Annotated in this window: 22 protein-coding genes and 1 pseudogene; 12 read left to right on the forward strand and 11 right to left on the reverse strand. The window is 65.1% G+C overall.

Annotation, left to right across the window (positions count from 1 at the left end; genetic code table 11):
* Positions 1 to 269: 269 nt before the first annotated feature.
* Positions 270 to 911, reverse strand: coding sequence for a CoA transferase subunit B (locus ABIE53_RS14305; protein WP_006052433.1), 642 nt, complete (start codon positions 909 to 911; stop codon positions 270 to 272).
* Positions 912 to 913: 2 nt separating this feature from the next.
* Positions 914 to 1,618 (reverse strand): CoA transferase subunit A, encoded by a 705-nt coding sequence (locus ABIE53_RS14310; protein ID WP_192698841.1) that lies wholly within the window; start codon positions 1,616 to 1,618, stop codon positions 914 to 916.
* A gap of 241 nt (positions 1,619 to 1,859) precedes the next feature.
* On the opposite strand from ABIE53_RS14310, the gene ABIE53_RS14315 reads away from it, so the two are divergent.
* On the forward strand, positions 1,860 to 2,405 hold the full coding sequence (locus ABIE53_RS14315; RefSeq protein ID WP_114156289.1) for a PAS and helix-turn-helix domain-containing protein: 546 nt from the start codon (positions 1,860 to 1,862) through the stop codon (positions 2,403 to 2,405).
* Positions 2,406 to 2,446: 41 nt separating this feature from the next.
* Here the strand turns inward: ABIE53_RS14315 and ABIE53_RS14320 are convergent, their stop codons facing one another.
* Positions 2,447 to 2,890, reverse strand: a complete 444-nt coding sequence (locus ABIE53_RS14320) for an acyl-CoA thioesterase (RefSeq protein ID WP_006052430.1) — start codon at positions 2,888 to 2,890, stop codon at positions 2,447 to 2,449.
* A 58-nt stretch (positions 2,891 to 2,948) separates the two neighbouring features.
* Positions 2,949 to 3,725: an SDR family oxidoreductase gene (locus ABIE53_RS14325; protein ID WP_006052429.1), complete on the reverse strand. Its 777-nt coding sequence runs from the start codon at positions 3,723 to 3,725 to the stop codon at positions 2,949 to 2,951.
* Positions 3,726 to 3,912: 187 nt separating this feature from the next.
* On the opposite strand from ABIE53_RS14325, the pseudogene ABIE53_RS14330 reads away from it, so the two are divergent.
* Positions 3,913 to 5,587, forward strand: a pseudogene (locus tag ABIE53_RS14330) (electron transfer flavoprotein-ubiquinone oxidoreductase).
* 63 nt (positions 5,588 to 5,650) lie between these two features.
* Here ABIE53_RS14330 and ABIE53_RS14335 read toward each other — a convergent pair.
* The 4 genes from ABIE53_RS14335 to ABIE53_RS14350 form a co-directional block, all read right to left on the reverse strand.
* A complete protein-coding gene (locus tag ABIE53_RS14335) occupies positions 5,651 to 7,129 on the reverse strand; it encodes a tetratricopeptide repeat protein (RefSeq protein ID WP_114156290.1) in 1,479 nt (492 codons plus the stop codon).
* A gap of 60 nt (positions 7,130 to 7,189) precedes the next feature.
* Complete coding sequence (gene aroC, locus ABIE53_RS14340) at positions 7,190 to 8,290, reverse strand: chorismate synthase (RefSeq protein ID WP_006052426.1); 1,101 nt, start codon at positions 8,288 to 8,290, stop codon at positions 7,190 to 7,192.
* Positions 8,291 to 8,389: 99 nt separating this feature from the next.
* On the reverse strand, positions 8,390 to 10,354 hold the full coding sequence (locus ABIE53_RS14345; protein ID WP_114156291.1) for an MFS transporter: 1,965 nt from the start codon (positions 10,352 to 10,354) through the stop codon (positions 8,390 to 8,392).
* 148 nt (positions 10,355 to 10,502) lie between these two features.
* Positions 10,503 to 10,961, reverse strand: coding sequence for a CBS domain-containing protein (locus ABIE53_RS14350; protein ID WP_006052424.1), 459 nt, complete (start codon positions 10,959 to 10,961; stop codon positions 10,503 to 10,505).
* Positions 10,962 to 11,215: 254 nt separating this feature from the next.
* Between ABIE53_RS14350 and ABIE53_RS14355 the strand changes: the two genes are divergently transcribed.
* The 3 genes from ABIE53_RS14355 to ABIE53_RS14365 all read left to right on the forward strand — a co-directional run bounded on the left by ABIE53_RS14355 (position 11,216) and on the right by ABIE53_RS14365 (position 14,026).
* A complete protein-coding gene (locus tag ABIE53_RS14355) occupies positions 11,216 to 12,613 on the forward strand; it encodes an O-acetylhomoserine aminocarboxypropyltransferase (RefSeq protein WP_114156292.1) in 1,398 nt (465 codons plus the stop codon).
* On the forward strand, positions 12,610 to 13,443 hold the full coding sequence (locus ABIE53_RS14360; protein ID WP_114156293.1) for an alpha/beta fold hydrolase: 834 nt from the start codon (positions 12,610 to 12,612) through the stop codon (positions 13,441 to 13,443). Before ABIE53_RS14355 ends, ABIE53_RS14360 begins: the two co-directional genes overlap by 4 nt.
* A gap of 262 nt (positions 13,444 to 13,705) precedes the next feature.
* Positions 13,706 to 14,026 (forward strand): Mpo1-like protein, encoded by a 321-nt coding sequence (locus ABIE53_RS14365; RefSeq protein ID WP_025600584.1) that lies wholly within the window; start codon positions 13,706 to 13,708, stop codon positions 14,024 to 14,026.
* Positions 14,027 to 14,076: 50 nt separating this feature from the next.
* Here the strand turns inward: ABIE53_RS14365 and ABIE53_RS14370 are convergent, their stop codons facing one another.
* On the reverse strand, positions 14,077 to 15,390 hold the full coding sequence (locus ABIE53_RS14370) for a YihY family inner membrane protein (protein ID WP_081652996.1): 1,314 nt from the start codon (positions 15,388 to 15,390) through the stop codon (positions 14,077 to 14,079).
* A 198-nt stretch (positions 15,391 to 15,588) separates the two neighbouring features.
* Here ABIE53_RS14370 and wrbA point away from each other — a divergent pair, with 198 nt between their 5' ends.
* From wrbA to ABIE53_RS14390, 4 genes are read left to right on the forward strand one after another with little or no spacing between them, the layout of a single operon-like run.
* Positions 15,589 to 16,191, forward strand: coding sequence for an NAD(P)H:quinone oxidoreductase (gene wrbA / locus ABIE53_RS14375; protein ID WP_006052419.1), 603 nt, complete (start codon positions 15,589 to 15,591; stop codon positions 16,189 to 16,191).
* Positions 16,188 to 16,661, forward strand: coding sequence for a DUF2069 domain-containing protein (locus tag ABIE53_RS14380; protein WP_192698840.1), 474 nt, complete (start codon positions 16,188 to 16,190; stop codon positions 16,659 to 16,661). The genes wrbA and ABIE53_RS14380 overlap by 4 nt, the downstream gene beginning before the upstream one ends.
* Before the next feature lie 58 nt (positions 16,662 to 16,719).
* Positions 16,720 to 18,138 (forward strand): FAD-binding oxidoreductase, encoded by a 1,419-nt coding sequence (locus ABIE53_RS14385; RefSeq protein ID WP_114156296.1) that lies wholly within the window; start codon positions 16,720 to 16,722, stop codon positions 18,136 to 18,138.
* A gap of 59 nt (positions 18,139 to 18,197) precedes the next feature.
* Positions 18,198 to 19,016, forward strand: coding sequence for a metallophosphoesterase (locus ABIE53_RS14390; protein ID WP_029967659.1), 819 nt, complete (start codon positions 18,198 to 18,200; stop codon positions 19,014 to 19,016).
* A 55-nt stretch (positions 19,017 to 19,071) separates the two neighbouring features.
* On the opposite strand, the gene ABIE53_RS14395 is transcribed toward ABIE53_RS14390, so the two are convergent.
* Together ABIE53_RS14395 and ABIE53_RS14400 are read right to left on the reverse strand one after the other, a co-directional pair.
* Complete coding sequence (locus ABIE53_RS14395) at positions 19,072 to 19,230, reverse strand: hypothetical protein (RefSeq protein ID WP_006052415.1); 159 nt, start codon at positions 19,228 to 19,230, stop codon at positions 19,072 to 19,074.
* A gap of 203 nt (positions 19,231 to 19,433) precedes the next feature.
* Entirely contained in the window at positions 19,434 to 20,372 is a 939-nt protein-coding gene (locus tag ABIE53_RS14400) for a LysR family transcriptional regulator (protein WP_006052414.1), read from the reverse strand.
* Positions 20,373 to 20,539: 167 nt separating this feature from the next.
* Here ABIE53_RS14400 and ABIE53_RS14405 point away from each other — a divergent pair, with 167 nt between their 5' ends.
* The 3 genes from ABIE53_RS14405 to ABIE53_RS14415 are packed head-to-tail and all read left to right on the forward strand — an operon-like array spanning position 20,540 to position 24,583.
* A complete protein-coding gene (locus ABIE53_RS14405) occupies positions 20,540 to 22,153 on the forward strand; it encodes an efflux transporter outer membrane subunit (protein ID WP_114156297.1) in 1,614 nt (537 codons plus the stop codon).
* Positions 22,154 to 22,164: 11 nt separating this feature from the next.
* Positions 22,165 to 24,393 (forward strand): FUSC family protein, encoded by a 2,229-nt coding sequence (locus ABIE53_RS14410; protein WP_114156298.1) that lies wholly within the window; start codon positions 22,165 to 22,167, stop codon positions 24,391 to 24,393.
* Positions 24,383 to 24,583 carry a DUF1656 domain-containing protein gene (locus tag ABIE53_RS14415; protein ID WP_114156299.1) on the forward strand — a complete coding sequence of 67 codons (201 nt, stop codon included), beginning with the start codon at positions 24,383 to 24,385 and terminating at the stop codon, positions 24,581 to 24,583. Before ABIE53_RS14410 ends, ABIE53_RS14415 begins: the two co-directional genes overlap by 11 nt.
* Positions 24,584 to 24,594: the final 11 nt, after the last annotated feature.

A 24,594-nucleotide genomic window follows, 5' to 3' on the forward strand; every position in this document is an offset into this window, starting at 1 on the left:
TGAGCTTGCGTGCGGGCGCGAATGCTGCGAAAGACCGCCCGCGTCGAATCTTCAAATGATTGCTTCGGACGATTGTAAACCGCTTTGCCGCGTGACAAGGATCGTCCAGACGGCATAGGACGAACGACCCAAAACATCCACCGCATAAGACAAAAGCGGACGAGACTCACGCCTCGCCCGCTTTCTTGCATGCTTCACACAACGCGAATGGTCGACACCGTCAGCCAACGCCTATACGTCAGCCCGACAGCGCCATCAACAACCCAGGATCAGCTAACCGCGCTCACATCCAGCGGCGCGCCCGTCTTCGCCTTGATCTCGTCGACGCTCACGCCCGGCGCCAGTTCGGTGACCTTCAGGCCGTCGTCCGTGACTTCGATCACGCCGAGGTCGGTGATGATCTGATCGACCACGCCCACGCCTGTCAACGGCAGCGTGCATTCTTCGAGGATCTTGTGCTGATCGCCCTTCGCGACGTGCTCCATCAGCACAACCACGCGCTTGACGCCCGCGACCAGATCCATCGCGCCGCCCATGCCCTTGATCATCTTGCCGGGGATCATCCAGTTGGCGAGATCGCCCTTCTTGCTGATCTGCATGGCGCCGAGAATCGCCAGGTTGATGTGGCCGCCGCGGATCATCGCGAATGAATCCGCCGACGAGAAAATCGACGAGCCCGGCAGCGTGGTCACCGTCTGCTTGCCCGCGTTGATGAGGTCGGCGTCGACTTCGTCTTCGGTCGGCGAGGGGCCGATGCCGAGCAGGCCGTTCTCCGACTGCAGCCACACTTCGACGCCCGCCGGAACGTGGTTCGCCACCAGCGTCGGCAGGCCGATGCCGAGGTTCACATAAAAGCCGTCCTGCAATTCCTTCGCCGCGCGCGCGGCCATTTCGTCACGAGTCCATGCCATGATCAGTCTCCTTTCGCGCGGACGACGCGTTGTTCGATGCGTTTTTCCGGATGCGCATTCAGCACGATGCGCTGCACGAAGATGCCCGGCGTGTGAATCGCGTCCGGATCGAGTTCGCCCACTTCGACGATCTCTTCGACTTCCGCGACCGTGATCTTGCCGGCCATCGCGCACATGGGGTTGAAGTTGCGCGCGGTGCGGCGATAGATCAGGTTGCCCGACTTGTCGGCCTTCCATGCCTTGACGACCGCGACATCCGCAGTCAGCGAATGTTCGAGCACGTAGTGGTTCTCGCCGAATTGCCGCGTTTCCTTGCCTTCGGCGATCAGCGTGCCGTAGCCGGTGTTGGTGAAGAACGCCGGAATGCCCGAGCCGCCCGCGCGCAGTTTCTCGGCGAGCGTGCCTTGCGGCGTGAATTCGAGCTCGAGTTCGCCGGCCAGATACTGGCGCTCGAACTCCTTGTTCTCGCCGACATACGACGAAATCATTTTCTTGATCTGGCGCGTCTCGAGCAGCAGACCGAGACCGAAGCCGTCGACGCCCGCGTTGTTGCTGATGCACGTAATGCCCTGCACCTTCGTATCGCGCAACGCGGCGATCAGCGCCTCGGGAATGCCGCACAGGCCAAAGCCGCCGACGGCGAATGTCTGCCCGTCCTTGACGATGTCTTTCAGCGCCTCGGCGGCGCCTGGATAGACCTTGTTCATCAGTATGTCCCTTCCTTTATGGAAACCCGAAACCGGTTTATTGCGGCTGATACGACGCGTACAGGCCGAGGCCCGACACGTCATTCTAGTCATCCGGGAGACGCATCGCGTGGAGAGAGGACAAAGCCTCGCGCACGCGCGCTCACGGACGCTTCACCGCGTTCTCATGTGCCCGAAAGAGTACGCTCGCCGCGCCATGCGGCACAATACGCAAAAATACATAAGTACTTGCCGCCAGCCCATGCCCGCCCTGGACTATCAAACCGCTTTTCATCTCGCGCCGATCGGGCTCGTGCTGTCGCGTGAACGCATTATCGAAGACTGCAATGACGAACTCGCGTCGATCTTCGGCTGTCCGCGCGCGGCGCTGATCGGCCAGTCGTTTCAGATTCTGTATCCGTCGGCGGACGAATTCGAGCGGATCGGCGCACGCATTCCGCCGATCATGACCGCGCAAGGCAGCTACGCCGACGACCGCATCATGAAGCGCGCCAACGGCGAACTGTTCTGGTGCCACGTGACGGGCCGCGCGCAGCGGCGCACCGACCCGCACGCGGCGGGCGTCTGGACGTTCGAGGATCTGAGCGCGACGCGGCGCGTGGCGGTCGAATTGACGCCTCGCGAACGGGAAATCGCCGCGCAACTGGTGACGGGAAAAACCAGCAAGCAGATTGGCCGCGCGCTCGCCATCAGCCCGCGCACGGTGGATGTGTACCGCGCGCGCCTGATGCGCAAATACGATACGGGGAACGCGACGGAGTTGTTGCAGCGGCTGCTTGGGCACTGAGTCGGAGACAGACCGCGCTCCGAACGTCGCCCCTCGCGAACTTAAGCCGCGCGCTCGGCCGTTTTCACCAGAGCCGCACGCTCGATCGTTGCGCGCAGCAGATCGGGAACCGGCACCGACTTGCCGGCCGCGTAGTCGATCCACACACAGCGCGCGGCGCCGCGCGCATAAACCGTGTTCGGATCGTCCGCGCGCACCAGCTCGAAGCCGGTGTCGAAGCTGCTGCGGCCCGGCGTCGCGACGCTCATGCGGCCGATCACGTCGCCGGGATAATGCAGTTGCTTGAGAAATTCCATCGACGCGTTCACGATCACCGGCCCCTGCCCGTCCGCCTGACTGCCGCTCAGCCCCAACTGCTCGAACCAGGAAATGCGCACCTGCTCCATGTAGCGGAAATAGACCGTGTTGTTCACATGGCCGAATGCGTCCATGTCGCCCCAGCGGATCGGCATCGACATCTCAAAGACTGCGTGAAAATCGCTCATTGTGCTTCTGCTCTTCCTGCTTCTTAAGTGATTGAATCCGGCCTGAAACCAGCGAAAGTCACGCGAGGCCGAAGCCGTCGTCGGCGGCGATCACCGAGCCGTTGATGAACTGCGACTCGTCGGCCGCCAGCAGCAGCAACAGGCCGTCGAGATCCTCGGGCTTGCCGACGCGATGGCGCGGCAACATCGACACGAGCTTTTGCCCCTGCTCGGTCGACCAGTGATGATGATTGATTTCCGTGTCGATATAGCCAGGACAGATCGCGTTCACGTTGATGCCGTGCTTGCCCCATTCGAGCGCCATCGCTTTCGTCATGTGGACGACGGCGGCCTTGCTCATCGAGTAAAGGCCGATTTGCGGCAGCACGCGCAGCCCCGCCATCGACGCGATATTGATGATCCGGTACGACGGTTTTTGCGCATTGTTGCCGCGCATGATCATGCGCTTGGCCACTTCCTGCGCGACGAAAAACGCGCCGCGCGTATTCGTATCGAACACGTACTCGAAGTCCGCGGGCGTGACTTCGGAGAGCTTCTGCGTGGTCGACACGCCCGAGTTGTTCACCAGAATGTCGATGGTGCCGGCTTCGGTCTCCGCGTGCGCGACCGCCGACTTGATGCTCTGATAATCGGTTACGTCCAGCGAGACGACATGCGCCGCGCCGCCCGATGCCTCGATTTCGGCGCGCAGTTCCTTGAGCCGCTCGGTGCGCCGACTCGCCAGCACGACCTTGGCGCCGGCCTGCGACAACACCTGCGCAAAGCGCTTGCCCAACCCGCTCGACGCGCCGGTTATCAACGCGACCTTGCCTTCCAGATTGATCGAACGGCCCATTGTGGTTCCTTGTTCGGTTGTAGTTACGAATGCGGTTGTCAGTCGCGGCCCGCGCTGCACTCGGGTCAATACCGTATCACGAGAATAGAACGCCCGTGCTAATCTCCGTCGATGCGGTTGCAGTGCAAGAATCCATCGCCCACAATACGATCCCGAAAAAAGCATTCTAACGGTAAGAGGAGCATCAATGACCCCCGCAAGTCTCATCGAGCAGTACGGCCCGCGCGAGTCGATGGAATACGACGTCGTGATCGTCGGCGGCGGCCCGGCAGGCTTGTCCGCGGCGATCCGCCTGAAGCAGCTCGCGGCCGGCAAGGGCGTCGAGCTTGGCGTCTGCGTGCTGGAAAAGGGCTCGGAGATCGGGGCGCACATCCTCTCCGGCGCGGTGATGGACCCGCGCGCGCTGAATGAACTGATTCCCGACTGGAAGGAAAAAGGCGCGCCGCTGACGGTCGACGTGACCGAAGACCGCTTCCTGTTCCTCACCGAAACGGGTTCGAAAAGCGTGCCGAACTGGGCGCTGCCGGACAATTTCAAGAACCACGGCAACTACGTGATCAGCCTCGCGAACGTCACGCGCTGGCTGGGGCAGCAGGCGGAAGCGCTGGGCGTCGAGATTTTCCCCGGCTTTCCGGCGGCCGAAGTGCTCTATAACGACGACGGTTCCGTCAAGGGCGTCGCGACCGGCAACCTCGGCATCGGCAAGGACGGCCAGCCGACCGAGAACTTCCAGCTCGGCATGGAGCTGCACGCCAAATACACGCTCTTCTGCGAAGGCGCGCGCGGGCATCTCGGTCGCCAGTTGAACGACAAGTTCAGGCTGCGCGACGGCGTCGATCCGCAGGTCTACGGCATCGGCATCAAGGAACTGTGGGAGATCGATCCGTCGAAGCATAAGCCTGGGCTCGTGATGCACACGGCCGGCTGGCCTTTGCAAACGGACACGTACGGCGGCTCGTTCCTCTATCACATGGACAACAACCAGGTGGTGGTCGGCTTTGTGGTGGGTCTCGGCTACACGAATCCGTATCTGTCGCCGTTCGAGGAATTCCAGCGCTACAAGACGCATCCGGCGATCCGCCAGTTCCTCGAAGGCGGCAAGCGCGTGTCGTATGGCGCGCGCGCGATCACCGCAGGCGGCCTGATGTCGCTGCCGAAGCTGGTGTTTGCGGGCGGCGCGCTGGTCGGCGACGATGCGGGCTTCCTGAACGCATCGCGCATCAAGGGTTCGCATGCGGCGATCAAGACCGGCATGCTCGCCGCCGATGCCGCGTTCGAAGCCGTGCAGGCCGGCCGCCATAACGACGAACTCGCGGCTTATCCGGAGAGCTTCAAGACTTCGTGGCTGCATACCGAGTTGTACCGCGCCCGCAATTTCAAGCAGTGGATGAGCAAGGGCCTGTACCTCGGCACGCTGATGGTCGGCATCGAGCAGAAGCTGTTGGGCGGCAACGTGCCGTGGACGCTGCATCACCAGCATTGGGGACCACGAGATGCTGAAGCCCGCGTCGCAATGCACGCCGATCGAGTATCCGAAGCCCGATGGCAAGCTCACGTTCGACCGCTTGTCTTCGGTGTTCATCTCGAACACGAATCACGAGGAGAACCAGCCCGCGCATCTGACGCTGAAGGACCCGACGGTGCCGGTGAACGTGAACTGGCAGACGTATGCAGGCCCGGAAGCGCGTTATTGCCCGGCCGCCGTCTATGAGTTCGTGAAGAACGACGACGGCGGCGAACGGCTCGTCATCAACGCGCAGAACTGCGTGCACTGCAAGACGTGCGACATCAAGGACCCGACGCAGAACATCGTGTGGGTGACGCCTGAAGGCGGCGGCGGGCCGAACTATCCGAACATGTGATGGGTTGAGCTTTGTACCTTCGCAGCGCAGGCGGCCCACGCCTGCGCTGCGAAAGCAATGGCGTCAGCCGCGCGCCATCCGTTCGATACGTTCGCGCACCTGCGCGACCACCGGCGCCCACGCACCCACCGTGGGTTGCCTGAACAGTTCGATCGAATCGTACCAGGGCGTCACCGCCGAATCGCTGCCCCAGAACCACGCGGATACATGGTCGATCATCAAACAGGTCGGCACGCCGAGCGCGCCGGCCAGATGAGCCGGCCCGCTGTCGATCGTGACCATCAGGTCGAGATTCGCCAGCAACGCAGCGACGTCGTCGAATCCGGACTGGAAATGATGCGTGAGGTCGACGACGTCGAGGCCCTTCGCACGCCACTGCGCGACGGTCTCGCCACGTCCCGGCGACAGCGCGAAATACGTCACGCCCGCGACATCCAGTAACGGTTCCAGTTGTTCCGCCGGCACCGACCGTCGCGCGTCGCGAATATGGTCGGGATTGCCGTTCCACACCAGCCCGACCTTACGATTGCCGCCAGGCTTTCCGGCGATGCACGCTTCTACGCGATCCCGCCACACCTGCACATGCTGCAGGTCGGCGCTCAGATAAGGCGCGCCCCAGCCGCTCGCCTCCACAATGCCGAGGCGCAGCGGCAAGCTCATTAGCCCGCAATGGAAATCAGGCTGCGTTTCAAGGCTCGTTTCGAGCCGCAGATCCGCGGGCAACGTCCGTTCGAAGAGATGCCGCAACGGCCCGTCGTGACCGAAGATCACAGTGCCGCCCTCGCGCCGCGCACGTTCGGCGAGAAGCGGCAAAAAGCGCACTGCCCACAGACAATCGCCGTTGCCCTGCTCGCCGTACACAACGAGCGTCTTGCCCGTCAGCGGCTCGCCTTGCCAGTGCGCGCTGATCGCGGCGAGCGCCTGCTGCGCGTTGTTCAACTCGCCGGCAAACGCGTTGCGCGACTCGTAATGCGCCCAGCCTTCGGCGAAACGTCCATTGCGGATTTCGAGTTCCGAAAGATCGAACCACGCATGCGCGTTTTCCGGCGACGACGCGAGCACCTGACGCAGCAGCGCTTCCGCTTCCGCGAAACGCGACTGCTCCTTCACGCACAACGCGAGCTTGTGACGCGCCACCGGATTGCCGGGCACGACGCGCACCGCTTCGCGCAGCAACTGCTCGGCGGTAGTGAAGTCGTCGCGATACTGAACGGCCGCCGCGCGCCAGACTAATGCGTTGGCATCGGCGGGATTTTGCGCAAGCAGCAGCGCGGTCGCGGATTCGACAAGCGCCCAATCGCGCACGATGAACGCGGTCTGCGCAATCGTGTGAAGCAGCGTTGGCTCGCAGGCCGGCTCGGCCTGATAGGCGCGCACAAGCGCCACAAGCGCTTCGCGTTGCAGCACCTTGTCGCGGCCCGCGTGTTGCAGCAGCGCCTGACCGAACGCGAGATAGTCATGCGCGCTCGCGTGCGGCGCCGAGGCACGCGAGCGCAGCGCCGTCAAAACGTCGCCCGCTGGCTCGATAGGAGGAGGATTCATGCGAGGAAGGCGCCGCGCGCCGCTTGTGCAATGCGATGTGAGAGGCGCTAACGGCGCCCGTTAAGGCGCGCTCGCCGCGATCTTCGGCGTGCTGACCGAGACGTCGCCGCATTGCGCGCGATGACGCAGCGCGTGGTCGATGAGTACCAGCGCGAGCATGGCCTCCGCTATCGGCGTGGCGCGAATGCCGACGCACGGGTCATGCCGGCCGAACGTCTCGACAACTGCCGGCTGCCCCGCTTTGTCGATGGAACGGCGCGGCGTGCGGATGCTCGACGTCGGTTTGATCGCGATCGACACCGTGATGTCCTGCCCCGTCGAAATACCGCCGAGCACGCCGCCCGCGTGGTTGCCCACAAAGCCCTCGGGCGTGAGTTCGTCGCCATGCACCGAGCCGCGCTGCGCGACGCTCGCGAAGCCCGCGCCGATTTCGACGCCTTTCACTGCGTTGATCCCCATCATGGCGTGAGCAATGTCCGCATCGAGCCGGTCGAACAGCGGCTCGCCGAGGCCCACGGGCACCCCCGACGCCACCACGTTGATACGCGCGCCGATCGAGTCGCCGTCCTTGCGCAGTGCGTCCATATACGCTTCGAGCTGCGGCACGATGTCCGCGTTGGGCACGAAGAACGGGTTCTCGCGCACCTGCGCCCAGTCGACGAACGGCACGTCGATTTCGCCGAGCGCCGCCATATAGCCTCGAATTTCAGTACCGAATTTCTCGCGCAGCCACTTCTTCGCCACCGCGCCCGCCGCGACGGTTGGCGCCGTCAGCCGCGCCGACGAACGGCCGCCGCCGCGATAGTCGCGAATGCCGTACTTCTGCCAGTAGGTGTAGTCGGCGTGACCCGGACGGAAGGTGTCCGCGATATTGCCGTAGTCCTTGCTGCGCTGATCGGTATTGCGAATCAGCAGCGCAATCGGCGCGCCGGTGGTTTTGCCCTCGAACACGCCCGACAGAATTTCGACCTTGTCTTCTTCCTGACGCTGCGTGACGTGCCGCGACGTGCCGGGCTTGCGGCGGTCGAGCTCGAGCTGGATGTCGGCTTCGTCGAGCGCCATGCCCGGCGGGCAACCGTCGATCACGCAGCCGATGGCCGGGCCGTGCGATTCGCCGAAGGTCGTGACAGTGAAAAGCGTACCGAGGGTGTTGCCGGACATGAGCGTCGTCCAAAGGATGCGGGGAAGACGCTATTATGCCAGCCCCTTGGGGCACGAGGCCGCCCGCGGCGCCGGCTTATGACTTCCGGACAAGCCGGCCTATTTGCGCGCGCCGCGCAGTTCCGTGACGGTTTTCTGCAGCAGTTCCGGCGTGGCAAGCGCCGGCTCGATCGGCTCGCCGACCGCGAGCGTCAGCCGGCTCATCACGCCCTTTTGCACCGGCCGCGGCCAGCGCGCGTCGTTGGCGCGCGAAAACACGCTGCCCCACAGCCCGCGCAGCGCCATCGGAATCACAGGCGCGGGCGTGCGCCGGATGATCTCGGTCACGCCATGACGAAACGGATTCATCTCGCCCGTGCGAGTGAGCTTGCCCTCGGGGAAGATGCACACCAGTTCACCCTCGGCAAGCGCCTCTGCGCAGCGCTCGTAGGCGCGCGTCAGCAACTGCGCGTCCTCGTGCGCGGGCGCGATCGGAATCGCCTTCGCGTGACGAAACACCCAGCCGGCGAACGGCGTCCTGAAAATGTGATGATCCATCACGAAGCGGATCGGCCGCGGACTCTCGGCCATGATCACGACGGCGTCGACGAAACTCACGTGATTGCAGACGAGCACGGCCGCGCCTTCGTCCGGAATCCGCTCGGCGTGCACGAGGCGAATCCGGTAAAACGTGTGCACCAGCAGCCAGGCGATGAAGCGCAGCAGAAACTCGGGCACGAGCGAATAGATGTAAGTCGCCACCACGATATTGAGCAGCGCCGTCACGAGGAAAATTGCCGGAATGCTGAAGCCCGCCGCCGTCAGGCCGACCGCCATCAGCGCGGAGACGATCATGAAGAGCGAATTCAGAATATTGTTCGCCGCGATGATGCGCGCCCGGTGGCTCGGCTGGCTGCGGCTCTGGATCAGCGCATAGAGCGGCACGCTGTAGAAGCCGCCGAACATCGCGAGCAGGAACAGATCGGCGAGCACGCGCCAATGCGCGGCGCGCCCGAGAAACTCGGCCACGCTCAACAGGTGTCCGGCGGGCGGCAACGCGTGGCTGGCGAAAAAAAGGTCGATGGCGAACACGCTCATGCCGATCGAACCGAGCGGCACGAGGCCGATCTCGATACGCCGCTTCGAGAGCTTTTCGCACATCAGCGAGCCGAGGCCGATGCCGATCGAGAACGTGCCGAGCAGCACCGTCACGACGTCCGGATTGGCGGACAACACGTCTTTCGCAAAGCTGAAAAACGACGACAGAAACGTCGCGCCCACGAACCACAGCCACGATATGCCGAGCAGACTCAGGAACACCGTGCGGTTTTCGCGCGCGAGCTTCAGGTTGCGCCAGGTCTCGCTGACCGGATTCCAGTTGATGCGCAGATCCGGCTGCGGCGCTGCCGTCACCGGGACGAAGCTCGACACCACGCGCCCCGCCAGCGCGATCGCGACGCACGCGCAGGCCAGCAGCAGCGCGCCATGTTCGACGAAACCCGCACTCGCGCCGCCGATGATCGTGCCGACGAGAATCGCGACGAAGGTGCCCATCTCGACCATCCCGTTGCCGCCGACAAGCTCGTGGCTCGACAGATGTTGCGGCAGGTACGAATACTTGACGGGCCCGAAGACGGTCGAATGCACGCCCATCAGAAACGTGCAGAAATACAGCAGCGGCGCGCTATGCAGCAGGAAACCCGCGCCGCCGATCAGCATGACGGCGATCTCGAAGGTCTTGACGAAGCGTGTGAGCAGCGCCTTGTCGTACTTGTCGGCGATCTGCCCGGACGTGGCCGACAGCAGCACAAAAGGCAGGATGAAGATGGCCGAGATCAGAAACGCCGCGGTTTTCGGATCGACGCCCGAAAAGCGCGCCGCCTGAAACGTGACGAGCGACGTGAACCCGATCTTGAAGACGTTGTCGTTCATCGCGCCGAGGAACTGCGTCCAGAAAAACGGCGCGAAACGGCGCTCACCCAGCAGCTTGAACTGCGATTCATGGCCGCCATGCCGGCGCGCGGCGCGCCCGGCGGCGGGTAGCGTGCGCGTTGGCGGCGTAGGAGGCGTGGGGCTCTGACTCATGAAGTTTGACGAACAGATGGGGAAATGCGCGTCTGGAGTGCGCGCCAGTGGGGGCAGTTCCGCAACGCGCGTAACGAGCGAGCGCCGCGCGCACAAAAAAGGCGCGCGCTCTCGCGCACGCCTTCATTCAATATTGGGTCCTGCCGCCTTAACGCGCCGGCTGCTGCCCCTGCTCTTCCGGCCAGTCGCGGATATACGCCTTGAGCATGCGGTTTTCGAAGCCCTGCTCTTCGACCACCGCCTTCGCGACGTCGTAAAACGAAATGACACCCATCAGCGTGCGGCTTTCCATGACCGGCAGATAACGCACGTGATGCTCGAGCATCATGCGGCGCACTTCGTTGACGTCGGTTTCGGGCGTGCAGGTAAGCGGATGATCGTCCATAACCTTACGAATGGTCGACGTGCCCACGCTTCCGCCGTTCTCCTTGAGCGTCAGAATAATCTCGCGGAATGTCAGCATGCCGACCAGGTCGCCGTACTCCATGACGACGAGCGAACCGATGTCGTGTTCGGCCATGGTGTTGACTGCGTCGTGCAGCGTGGCATCCGGCGTGACCGTGAAAAGGGTGTTGCCTTTGACTTTAAGAATGTCGCTGACTCGCATGATCTGTCTCCCGAAATACCCGCTAGGCATGGTAATGCATCAATGACTTTCGATCCTATCGGAAAGGCCCATAAAAGGAAAGCGGCCGCCCCACCAAGGCGGGGCGGCCTTCCGCCGCCAGGCAAAGGCTGCACGCACACCCGCACGCACACACTCGCGCATCGGGAAAACCGCGCTTGAAGCAGCCTGCGCCGGTGATACGATGGCCGCCACCTTGACCTTTCGCGAGACCGCCCGTGGCCTCGCCGACCAGCATGTCCGCCAACCGTTTCGACACGCTTGCGCTGCACGCCGGCGCCGCGCCCGACCCCACCACCGGCGCGCGCGCCACGCCGATCTATCAGACCACTTCGTTCTCGTTTCGCGATGCGGACCACGCCGCCGCGCTCTTCAACATGGAGCGCGCCGGCCATGTCTACTCGCGCATCTCGAATCCGACCGTGGCCGTATTCGAGGAGCGCGTCGCGGCGCTCGAAAACGGCGCGGGCGCGATCGGCACGGCGAGCGGCCAGGCCGCCTTGCACCTCGCGATCGTCACGCTGATGGGCGCGGGCTCGCACATCGTCGCTTCGAGCGCGCTGTACGGCGGCTCGCATAATCTGCTGCACTACACGTTGCGCCGCTTCGGCATTGAAACGACGTTCGTCAAACCCGGCGACATCGACGGATGGCGCGCGGCGCTGCGCCCGAACACGCGCCTGCTGTTCGGCGAGACGCTCGGCAATCCGGGCCTCGACGTGCTCGACATCGCCACCGTCGCGCAGCTCGCCCACGAGCATCGCGTGCCGCTTCTCGTCGATTCCACCTTCACCACGCCGTATCTGCTGAAACCGTTCGAGCACGGCGCGGACTTCGTCTATCACTCGGCGACCAAGTTCCTGGGCGGCCACGGCACGACCATCGGCGGCGTGCTGGTGGACGGCGGCACGTTCGACTTCGACGCCTCCGGGCTCTTTCCCGAATTCACCGAACCCTACGACGGCTTCCACGGCATGGTGTTCAGCGAGGAAAGCACCGTTGCGCCATTCCTGCTGCGCGCTCGCCGCGAGGGCTTGCGCGACTTCGGTGCATGCCTGCATCCGCAAGCCGCCTGGCAGCTTCTGCAAGGCATCGAAACCCTGCCTCTGCGGATGGAACGGCATGTCGCCAACACGCGCCGCGTGGTCGAGTTCCTCGCCGGCCATGCGGCGGTCGAAGCCGTCGCGTATCCCGAACTGCCGACGCATGCCGATTACGCGCTCGCGCAACGCCTGCTGCCACGCGGCCCGGGCGCCGTGTTCAGCTTCAATCTGCGAGGCGACCGCGAGGCCGGCCGCCGTTTCATCGAAGCGCTGTCGCTGTTCTCGCATCTCGCGAACGTCGGCGACGCGCGCTCGCTGGTGATTCACCCTGCTTCCACCACGCACTTCCGGATGGACGCGGCCGCGCTCGCCGCGGCGGGCATCGCGGAAGGCACGATCCGGCTCTCCATTGGTCTCGAAGACCCGGATGACCTCATCGACGATCTGAAGCGCGGCCTGAAAGCCGCGCAGAAATCGACGCAGAAGCCGACGCAGAAGCCGACACAGAAGCCGGCGCAGAAGCCCGCGCAGGACGGCGCGCCGAAGACAGACGGCAACACCGCTTCGCAACCGCGCCCGGAGTCGCCATGATCCTGACCGTTCAAGGCAAGGCCGCCTATGCCTACACCGGCGGCAAACCGTTCGACCGGAGTCTGCCGACTGCCGTTTTCATCCACGGTGCCGAGCACGACCATAGCGTGTGGGCGCTGCAAACGCGCTATTTCGCGCACCACGGCTTTAGCGTGCTGGCCGTCGATCTCCCCGGACACTGCCGCAGCGCCGGCCCCGCGTTGCACACCATCGGCGCGCTGGCCGACTGGCTCGCCGCGTTGCTCGACGCCGCAGGTGTCGCGCGCGCATTCGTCGCCGGCCATAGCATGGGGTCGCTGATCGCGCTCGACTTCGCCGGCCGCTACCCGCAGCGAACCACGCATCTCGCGCTCCTCGCCACCGCGTTGCCGATGGCGGTCTCCGATACCTTGCTCGAAGCCGCCCTACATCGAGAGCCGGACGCAATCGGCATGGTCAACGAATGGTCGCACTCGACGCTCGCGGCCAAACCGTCCTGCCCCGGTCCTGGCTTCTGGCTGCACGGTATGAACCAGCGGCTGATGGAGCGCGTTTCGGCAAAAGGCGAGACGCATCTCTTTCACACCGACTTCACCGCCTGCAATAGCTACGCGGACGGCCTTGCGCGTGCCGCGCAGGTTCGCTGCGCGACGCGCCTAGTGGTCGGCCGCCGCGACGCGATGACGCCGCCGCGCGCCGCCAAGGCACTCGCCGATGCGCTCGCGCAGGCAGGCGCGCCCGTTGACACCGTCACGTTGGAAGCCGGACACGCGCTGATGACCGAACAGCCCGACGCCACGCTCGACGCGCTGTTCAGTTTTGCTTCGAGACCGGTTCACGCGGCGGATTAACGCGCGGTGCTGCGCTTCGTCGCGAGTTGGTCGTTGGTTCGCTTGTCGGTTCGCTCCTCAGCCCGCTCGCCAGCCAATTCACGCACCCACGATAACCGCCCCGAAGCGCCTTCGCCATCGTCCGAATGGCCAGGTTGCGCCAGGCACGCGATAGCCGGACAATGAATCGAGCCTGTCATTTCGCGCGCCGTCGGCGCGTCGAGAAAACGCAGTTCGCAACAACAGGCGATGATTCGCAACGCGTAGCCATCCGGAGGCCGTTATGGCTCATACCGCGCATACCGATCACTTCGCGAACTTCGCGGAGTTTTACCCGTACTACCTGAGCGAGCATCGCAACCTGGTCTCGCGGCGGCTGCATTTCGTGGGCTCGCTCGGCGTGATCGGCTGCCTCGCGATGGCGCTCGCCACCGGCGACTGGCTGTGGCTGCCCGCGGCCGTCGTCTGCGGATACGGCTTTGCCTGGGTCGGCCATTTTTTCTTCGAGAAGAATCGGCCCGCAACGTTTCGCCACCCGCTCTACAGCCTGATGGGCGACTGGGTGATGTTCAAGGACATCTGCGTCGGCAAGATTTCGTTGTAGCGCGAGCGAGCGGGCGGCGCTGGAACCGCCGCCTCGCTGCATTCTGAGCGCTAGGCCGCCTGATGCGGCATCGACGACGTGCCGCGCTCGTTCTCTTCCGCGGCCGCCGCGCGCGCCGCGGCACGCACGGCGAGCAGCGTCGCGAGCGTCACCCGCAGTTTGTCGTTCTCGAGCGCCGCGAGCAGCGTGGCGCCGTCCACACGAGTCGACGCGAGTTGAAGCTGATACTCCAGCTCAGCGCGATCCATGACGAACAGGTCGTATAGCTGCTGCACCGTGATCTGCGCGGGATTGGCCAGCAGCAGGAAGTGCGGGCGCGACGCGTCTTCCTGCAACTGCGCGATCCATTCGATCTGTTCGAGCTTTTGCAGCAGATTGACCGTCGTGTCCATATCGCGGCGAAGCATCCGCGAAAGCTCTGTCACCGTGTAGCCGCGCTTGCCGGCATCGCGCGCTTCGCAAAGCCGCGCGAGCAATTCCAGCGCATCGAACAGATTGCTGCCCTCGAAAGTCGGTCGATGAAACTGGCCGATGCGAATGGCCGGCAACGCCGACGCGATCATCGCGCCCGCCAGCGTGATGAACCAGCAGAGGTACATCCACAGCAGGAAAAGCGGCACCGCCGAGAATGCGCCGTACACCGCGGTATAGGTCGGCATGCGACGCACGTAATAGCCGAAGCCGCGCTTGGCGAGTTCGAACGCAATAGCCGCCGTGACGCCGCCGATCACCGCATCGCGCCACTCCACACGGCAGTTCGGCAGATAGACATAGAGAATCGTGAAGGCGAGCGCCGTCAGCGGCAACGCGGCGCCCGCGAGCGCGAATTCGATCACCGGCGTCATGCGCTGGGCCGCGCTGAACGTCATGGACTGCGTGAACAGATACGACGAGATCGAAAGGCTCACGCCAATCAGAATCGGACCCAGCGTAATGATCGCCCAGTACACGAGGATGCGCTGCGCGATAGGCCGCGCCTTGCGCACGCGCCAGATCACGTTGAACGCGGATTCGATCGTCATCATGGTCATGACGCCCGTGAGAAACAGCAGCACCATGCCGATGGTCGTCAAGCCCTTCGCCTTCGACGCGAACTGATTCAGATACTTGAAGATCTGGCTGTTCAGTTGCGCGGGCATCAGGTGGTCGGCGAGGAAAAACTGCAGCGACTCCTGGAACGAACTGAACAGCGGAAACGCCGTGAAGAGCGCGAACGCGACGGTGGCGAGCGGCACCAGCGCGAGCATCGTGGTGAACGTGAGGCTGCCGGCCACCTGCGCAATGCGGTCTTCGCTGCTGCGCTTCGCGGCGAACTGCGCGAGCCGCTTGAGCGTATCGAGGTCGAAACGCACCCTGGACAACAAACCTGCCTCCTTGCTTTGTCTGACTGTGTTTCAGGACCACCCGGCCGAACCTTCAGCGAACTCTCAAAGCACTCTTAAAGCATTCTGAGAGCACCCTCGACGCGCCTTACTCGAGCCCTGGCCGAATGGCTATGAATGGCTGGGAACGGCCTCTAGAGCGGACCCAAGCCCTATAATACCCGTTCACTGATGAGGCTTATGAAAGACATTCTCGTGCTCTATTACAGCCGTCACGGCGCCACGCGCGAGCTTGCGCTGGCGATCGCGCACGGCGTCGACAGCGTCCCCGGCATGCAGGCGCGCGTGCGCACCGTGCCGGCGGTTTCCACCGTCTGCGAGGCGACGCAGCCCGACATTCCCGCCGAAGGACCGCCGTACGCCGAACTGCGCGACCTCGAGGAATGCGCCGGTCTCGCGCTCGGCTCGCCCACGCGTTTCGGCAACATGGCCGCATCGCTGAAATACTTTCTCGACGGCACCACGCCGCAGTGGCTGTCGGGCGCGCTGTCGGGCAAGCCGGCCTGCGTGTTCACGTCCACCGGCAGTCTGCACGGCGGCCAGGAGTCCACGCTGTTGTCCATGATGCTGCCGCTGCTCCATCACGGCATGCTGATCGTCGGCATCCCGTACACGGAGAGCGCATTGAGCACAACGCAAAGCGGCGGCACGCCCTACGGCGCGTCGCATTTCGCGCGCGCGGGCAGCGCCGCACAAGGCATTTCCGCCGACGAGAAAACGCTCGCCGTCGCGCTCGGCGCACGTGTCGCGCGCACGGCGGCATCCATGAGCGAAAGACCGTGAATCGCACGCTGCCGCCGTCGCCAAACCTGCACGCCGCGCTCGGCGCGACGGCTTCGCTCGTCACGCTGATCGCGTTGTCGATTGCCTGGGAAGCGTGGCTCGCGCCGCTGCGCCCGGGCGGTTCGGCGCTCGTGATGAAGGCCGTGCCTCTGCTGCTCGCGCTGCCGGGCGTGTGGCGGCGGCGTGTCTATACGATGCAATGGGCGTCGATGCTGATCCTGCTTTACTTTACCGAGGGCGTCGTGCGCGGCTGGAGCGAGCGTGGCTTGAGCGCGGGCTTCGGCTGGCTGGAAGCGATGCTTAGCGTGCTCTTTTTCGTCTGTACGCTCGCGTATGTCGCGCCGTTCAAACGCGCGGCAAAAACGGCGGCGAAAGATGCGGCACGAGAGGCGAAAAAAACGGCAGCGGAAAAGGTATCGAACGGCGCCGCGAAGCCGCCCCGCGAACATCCGGAAAACGCGGACGTCTGAACGTAATACGCTCGACTTGCGCCTCAGCATCCGCCGCCCAATCCCGCACCCAACCAACATGACCCAATCCGCTTTCCTCACTGCCTGCCGCGACGCCATCGGCGCCGCCCATGTGCTGACCGATGCGCACGACACCGCGCCCTACCTCACCGACTGGCGCCGCCGCTACACCGGCGCGGCCTGCGCGGTGCTGTCCCCGGCGACGCCCGCCGAAGTCGCGGCGCTCGTGAAGCTCGCCGTCGAACATGGCGTCCCGCTCGTGCCGCAAGGCGGCAACACCGGTCTTGCAGGCGGCGCCACGCCCGATGCGAGCGGCGCGCAGGCGGTCGTCAGCTTGCGGCGCTTGAACCGCGTGCGCGAAATCGACCCGCACAACAACACCATGACCGTCGAAGCCGGCGTGATTCTCGCGGAAGTGCAAGAACGCGCGGAAGAAGCCGGCCGTCTGTTCCCGCTGAGTCTTGCCGCCGAAGGCAGTTGCACGATCGGCGGCAATCTCGCGACCAACGCGGGCGGCACCGGCGTTCTGCGCTACGGCAACACGCGCGAACTCTGTCTCGGCCTCGAAGTCGTCACGCCGCAAGGCGAACTGTGGGACGGTCTGCGCGGGCTGCGCAAGGACAACACCGGCTACGATCTGCGCGATCTGTTCATCGGCGCGGAAGGCACGCTCGGCATCATCACCGCTGCGGTGTTGAAGCTGCATCCGCAGCCGGCCGCGCGCGTCACGGCGCTCGCTGCGCTCGCGTCGCCGCATGCGGCGCTCGACTTTCTGTCGCTCGCGCAACGCATCGCCGGGCCGTTGCTCACGGGCTTCGAACTGATGTCGGACTTCTGCCTGCGGCTAGTCGGCCGGCACTTCGAGCAGATGCGCTATCCGTTTGCCGAACCGCACGCGCAAATCGTGCTGCTCGAATTGTCCGACAGCGAAAGCGAGGAGCACGCGCGCGCACTGTTCGAGCGTCTGATGGAAACGGCGCTCGAAGACGGCGTGGTGCAGGACGCGGTGGTCGCGGAAAGCCTCGCGCAATCGCGCGCGTTCTGGAACCTGCGCGAACATATTCCGCTCGCGCAGGCCGAGGAAGGTCTGAACATCAAGCACGACATTGCGGTGCCGATCTCGCGCATCGGCCATTTCATCGAGGAAACCGATGCCGCGATCGCGCAGGCCGCGCCCGGCGCGCGCATGGTGACGTTCGGCCATCTCGGCGACGGCAATCTGCATTACAACGTGCAGGCGCCGGAGGGTGTCGACGCGAAGGCGTTCCTCGCGCAATTCCAGAGCCCGATCAACGGTATCGTGTACGACAGCGTGCATCGGCATCGCGGCAGCATCAGCGCGGAACATGGGCTCGGGCAGTTGAAAATTGATGAAGCGATGCACTACAAGCAGGACGTCGAGGTCCAGATGATGCGCGCGGTCAAACACGCGCTCGATCCGCTGAACCTGATGAACCCGGGCAAAGTGCTACGCTAAAAGCGTGAAGCAACCGGTTGAAACCGGATGCAACCCAGCCACTCGCAGGAGCCCTCTTCGTGAAAATTCGCGTGCTGTCCGATCTGCATCTCGAGAACGACGAGCCTGAACTGATTCCGCACGCAGAAGCGGATCTGATCGTGCTGGCCGGGGACATTCACAATCACGCGGCGGGCCCGCGCTGGGCCGCGCAGACCTTCGACGGCGCGACGCCGGTGATCTACGTGCCGGGCAATCACGAGTACTACGACGGCGAGTTCGGCGCGCTCGAAACCGCGTTGTACGACGCGGCTGCGCAGGTCGACAACGTGTACGTGCTGAACAACGCCGCACTCGTCGATCCGCAGGGACGCTGGCGCGTGCTCGGCACGACGTTATGGACGGATTTTGCGCTGTTCGGCGCGGACAGCGCGGCGCTGGAAGAATCGATGGAGGCGTCGCGGCGCGCGATGCTCGACTTTCGCGGGCCGATTCAGATCAACTGGCCGCACGGGCTGGAAAACCGCGCCGAGGACGACGCGCGCGACTTCACGCCCGGCGACGCGCTCGCGCTGCATCGCCAGGCGCGCGCCTGGCTCGAGAACGAACTGGCGAAACCGTTTGCCGGGCAGACGGTCGTGGTCACGCATCACGCGCCGCATCGTTTGAGTCTCGCCGAGCGTTACGCGGAAGACCGCGTGTCCGCGGGCTTCGTCAACCATTTGCCGGAACTCGTGCGGGCGCCCGTCACGCTATGGATTCATGGGCACACGCATACGTCGTTCGACTACACGGTGAACGGCACGCGCGTGGTGTGCAATCCGCGGGGCTATTTCGAGCGGCGCAGCAGGCAGTGGGAAAATCCGCAGTTCGCGTGGGATAAGGTCGTCGAGATCTAGCGCGGCGGCGCTGCGGCCTCAAACCGCAGACGCGCCCCGCCGCAAGCCCAAACGACTACCGCCCGCTCCGCTGCTTGCCGGCTTCGGGACGCTCGATCCTGATCGGCGCAAGTTGCGGCTGCTGCTGACGCAGGCGGCGCAGCAGGTCGCGAGATGCGGCAATGCCGATCAGTCCAAACATGACGGCCACGCCGATCATCAGATGCGTATCCATGAAATCCTCGTCCTTCGGTGATTGCGATTGCCGAACGTGGCGGCGACAACAACGCGCCGGTTTGACGCGCCGCGCATTAACCACACGGTAGCAAATCGATTCGCGCGCGGAAGTAAGGAAATGTTGCGGCGCGGCGCCGATGTAACAGCGCGCCGATTCAACCGCCCGTCACCCAACCGGACGAGCCGAAACCGCTCGCCGGCTCAGGTCCGAGCGAACTGCCGCAACTCCGCTTCGTCGACCGCGAGCGTCGCCGGCAGCTCGTCGCGCAGATGCTCGATCCACGTGCGGATCTTCGCGTCCAGATACTGGCGCGACGGATACAACGCGTACAGGTTCATCTCCTGCGAGGTGTAGTCGGGCAGGAGCCGCACCAGGTCGCCTTTGCGCAGGCCGCTGATCGCCGAGTAAATCGGAATCAGGCCGATGCCCATGCCGCTCGTCACCGCGACGGCCATCGCCTCCGCGACGTTCACCTGAAACGTGGCCGGCCCGAGCGCGATGGTTTCCTCGCCGTTGGGGCCGTCGAAGGTCCATTTGTCGGGCGGAAACACCGGCGTGACCATTTGCAGGCAGGCGTGGCTCGCGAGATCGGACGGCGTTTGCGGCACGCCGTGCTTCTCCAGATAAGCCGGCGACGCGCACACGATGCTGAACGCGCTGCCCAGCCGCTGCGACACCAGTCCCGAATCCGGCAGACCCGTGGCGAGCGTCAGCGACACGTCGAAACCTTCGTCGAGCAGATCGGGCATGCGCTGCGCGAGCGTGAGCTCGACATGCACTTCCGGGTAGCGTTGCTGATAGCGGCCCACGGCCGGCACGACGTAGTGCTGGCCGAAGCTCGTCATCGCGTGAACCTTCAGTTTGCCGGACGGACGCGCGTGCGCGTCGCTCGCCTCGGCTTCCGCCTGATCGACATACGCGAGAATCTGCTCGCAGCGCTGCAAATAGCGCTCGCCCGCCTCGGTGAGTGCGATACGGCGCGTGGTGCGGTTCAACAGGCGCGTGCGCAGATGCGCTTCCAGATCCGACACCGCGCGCGACGCGTACGCGGTCGTCGTATTGAGGTGCTGCGCGGCACCCGTGAAACTGCCCGCCTCGACGACGCGGACAAATACGCGCATGTTTTGAAGCGTATCCATACCTGATCCTTATCCAGCATCCAAGCCAACCCGTCGATTGTTACACGCAATGCAAAGGCGATTATCACAATTCCCGTAAAAATCCCTTGCATCTTTACCGGTTATTCCCCAATCGATCGAAAAATATAATTGCGCGGTAGCTTCTATAGTCATTTCTGGAGGAAATCGTGCAGTCTCCGGTCGCCACGAGGATCGCCGCAGCCGCGGCTCTTACGATCCTATTAACAATTGCCGGCTGTGCAAGTACCGGAGGCATCGCCCCGCAGGCGAGCCGTACCGACCCGGCCTCGCTCGACGCGGGCAACGCGATCCGCGCGGCCGACGCCGACGCCCAGTGGCCCGCCGCCGACTGGTGGCGCGTCTATGGCGATCCGCAACTGGACGCGTGGATCGAGGCCGCGCAGGCGAACAATCCGAGCCTCGCCGCGGCGCAGGCGCGCGTGCGCGAAGCGATGTCGATGGCGGGCGTCGCCCGTTCGGCGCTGGCTCCCCAGGTGAACGGCGATCTGTCGATCAAGCGCCAGAAGTGGGCCGACAACCTGTACTACGGTCCGGGTCCGCTCGCCGGCGAGCAATCGTGGAACAACACCGGCACGCTCGCGCTCTCCTATCACCTCGATCTGTGGGGCAAGGACCGCAACGCCGCCGAGCGCGCCCTCGACGCCGCCCACGCGCGCGCCGCCGATGCCCGCGCCGCGCAACTCGAACTGCAAGCCAACGTGGTGCGCACGTACATCGGCATGTCGCTCGATTACGCGCTGCTCGACATCGCCCGCGCCACCTTGCAGCAACAGCAGCAAATCGCCGACCTGGCGAACCGGCGTCTGAAGGGCGGCATCGGCACGCAGCTCGAAGCGAGCCAGGCGCAAACGCCGCTGCCGGAATACGAGCGGCAAATCGATGCGCTCGAGGAAAGGATCGCGCTCGGCCGCAATCAACTGGCGGCGCTCGCAGGCAAAGGCCCCGGCGCGGGCGACTCGATCCAGCGGCCGAAGCTCTCGCTTGCCGCGCCCGCGGGCTTGCCGAGTGCGCTGCCCGCGGAACTGATCGGCCATCGGCCGGACATCGTCGCCGCGCGCTGGACGGTGGCGGCGCAGGCGCGCGGCATCGACGTCGCGAAGGCCGGGTTTTATCCGGACATCGATCTGCTCGCGTCGATCGGCGGCTATGCGGCGATGGGGCCGCTCTTCCAGTTCCTGAAGAATCCGTCGCATAGCTGGAGCGCCGGTCCGGCGCTGTCGCTGCCGATCTTCGACGGCGGCCGGCTGCGCTCGGAACTGGGCGCGGCTTCCGCCGGTTACGACGAGGCGGTGGAGAACTACAACCAGTCGATCGTCGGCGCGCTCAAAGACGTCTCCGATCAGGTGATCCGCATCCGCTCGCTGACGACGCAGGCGCAGGACGCCGAGCGCTCGGTGGCCGCCGCGCGCAAGAACTACGAACTGGCGCGCGAAGGTTATCGGCGCGGTCTCACCGACTATCTGAACGTGCTGACGGCGCAAAACCAGTTGCTGCGCGCGCAGGAAGGCGTCGCAAAAGTCCACGCGGAGCGGCTCGGCGCGCATGCGTCGCTGGTTACCGCGCTGGGCGGCGGCCTCGACGAGCCGGCGAACGGGCCGGCGGCGAACGAAACGCTGGCGGGGCATGGCAAGGGCAAGGGCGGCGCCGAGGGCAGTGTCGGCAACTCCGCTGCCGCCTCGAACGGAACCGCTGCGCCCGAGGCGGCAGGCCCGGGACCGCGCCCAGCAACAAGCCCCGCGCCCCACGCCGCAGCCGACTAAGGAAGCCCGCCATGTCAACCTCCCCCGCTTCCGCCTCGCGCGCGCCGTCACTCGCTGCCTGGTCGCGCGCCGCCGCCGACTGGGCCCGCACCGACGGCCTCACGTGGATCTATCTCTTCAAGGCGCTGGCCGCGTGCTTCCTCGCGCTCGGCATCGCGATGAAGCTCGACCTGCCGCAGCCGCGCACCGCGATGACCACCGTCTTCATCGTGATGCAGCCGCAAAGCGGGATGGTGTTCGCGAAGAGCTTCTACCGGATCTGCGGCACGCTCGTCGGCCTCGTCGTGATGCTCGCGCTGATCGGACTTTTCGCACAGCAGCCGGAGCTCTTTATCGCGACGACCGCGATCTGGGTCGGCATCTGCACCGCCGGCGCCGCGCGCAACCGCAATTTCCGGTCGTACGGATTCGTGCTCGCCGGCTACACGGCCGCGCTGATCGGCATCCCCGCCTCGCAGCATCCGGACGGCGCGTTTCTCGCCGCGCTCACGCGCGTCGCGGAAGTCGTGCTCGGCATCGTCTGCGCGGGCGCGGTCAGCGGCCTCGTGTTCCCGCAATTCGCCGGCTTGCAGATGCGCGGCGCGGTGCGGGCGCGGTTCTCCTCGTTCGTCGACTATGTGTCGGCGTCGCTGGCCGGGCGCATCGACCGCGCGCAGATCGAGGCGACCAATGCGCGCTTCGTCGCGGACATCGTCGGCTTCGAGGCGGCGCGCAGCGTCGCCGTGTTCGAAGGCCCGGATTCGCGGATGCGCGCCGGCCGTCTCGCGCGCCTGAACAGCGAGTTCATGACCGCGTCGACGCGCTTTCACGCGCTGCATCAGTTGATGAACCGGCTGCGCAACGCCGGCACGCATGGCGCCGTGATCGCCATCGACGCGCTGGAGCCGTACTTCAAGGAGATCGCGCCCTTGTTCGCGAAGTCCGGCGAGCCGGTGCGAAGCGCCGCCGACGCCGCGCATGCCGCCGCGCAACTCGAAGCGTACAAGGCCGAGTTGCCGCGCCGCGTGCGCGCGACGCGCGCCGCGCTCGAAACGCATCCCGACGCGCCGCTGCTCGACTTCGACACGGGCGCCGAACTGCTGTACCGCTTCATCGACGACCTGCATGCGTACGCGGCCACGTACGCGTCGCTGGCCGTCGACACCCACGCGCGCGAGCGCTGGGTCGAGCGCTACGAGCCGAAGACGAACGCAATCGCGGCGGGCGTCGCCGGCCTGCGCGCGGCGCTCGTGATGATGGCGCTCGGCGCCTTCTGGATCGCCACCGCATGGCCGAGCGGCTCGACGCTCACGCTCAACGCGGCGGCCGTGTGCGCGCTCGCGTCGTCGTCGCCGGACCCGAAACGCACCGTGTTCCAGATGGCCGGCGGGACGCTCGCGGCCTCGGTGATGGGCATGCTCGCGGTGTACGGCGTGTTTCCGCGCATCGACGGCTTCCCGCTGCTGTGCGCGGCGCTCGCGCCGTTCCTGCTGCTCGGCGTATTCATGACGACGCGGCCCGCGCTCGCCGGCTACGGCGTCGGCTATTGCATCTTCTTCTGCTTTCTCGCCGGCCCGGACAACGTGATGCATTACGACCCGACGAGCTTTATCAACGACGCGATGGCGCTCGTGCTGTCGATGCTGGTGTCGTCGGTGGCGTTCGCCGTGTTGCTGCCGCCGTCCACGCCGTGGCTGCGCAACCGGCTGCTCGCCGATCTGCGCCGCCAGGTCGTGCTCGCGAGCCGCGCGCACCTGAGCCGCGTGCGCTCGCACTTCGAGAGCGGCGCGCGCGACCTGATGTTTCAGATCAACGCGCTCGCGCAGAACGATCCGGCGGCGCGGCGCGACACGTTGCGCTGGCTGTTCTCGGTGCTCGAAATCGGCAACGCGGTGATCGATCTGCGCCGCGAAGTGGCCGCGCTGCCGGCCGATGCGCGCTACGCGAAAGCGACGCCGTGGCGCATTGCACTGCGCGCGATGTGCGACGCGCTGACCGCCCTCTTCGAACGGCCGCGCAGCGATCGCTTCGAACGCGCGCTAAAAGCGACCAGCGAAGCCATCGACGCCATGCAGGCGTTACTTACGGCGTTGGCGTTCGCCCCGCCGCGCGACGAGCGCCATCGGCTGCAACGCATTCTGAGCCAGTTGCATTTCATTCGTACCGCGCTGCTCGATCCGCAGTCGCCGCTCGAACCGTGGACGGGCGCGCGAGCACACGCGCCGGAAGACGCACCCAAAGGAGTCTCACATGCCGCGTGACATTGCCGTTTTCGACGCCTATGTGCCCACGATCGTGCTGCTGTTCGTCGCGGGCGCGGCGCTTACCTGGGTGCTGGATCGCGTGATCGCCTATACGGGCGTTTATCGCGTGGTGTGGCATCCGTCCCTGTTCCGGGCCAGCCTGCTCGTCTGCGTATGCGGCGTGCTCGGCCTTGCCGTTTATCGTTGATCCGAGTCGAA

Source organism: Paraburkholderia sp. OAS925 (assembly GCF_040543975.1).
GTDB classification, from domain to species: domain Bacteria; phylum Pseudomonadota; class Gammaproteobacteria; order Burkholderiales; family Burkholderiaceae; genus Paraburkholderia; species Paraburkholderia graminis.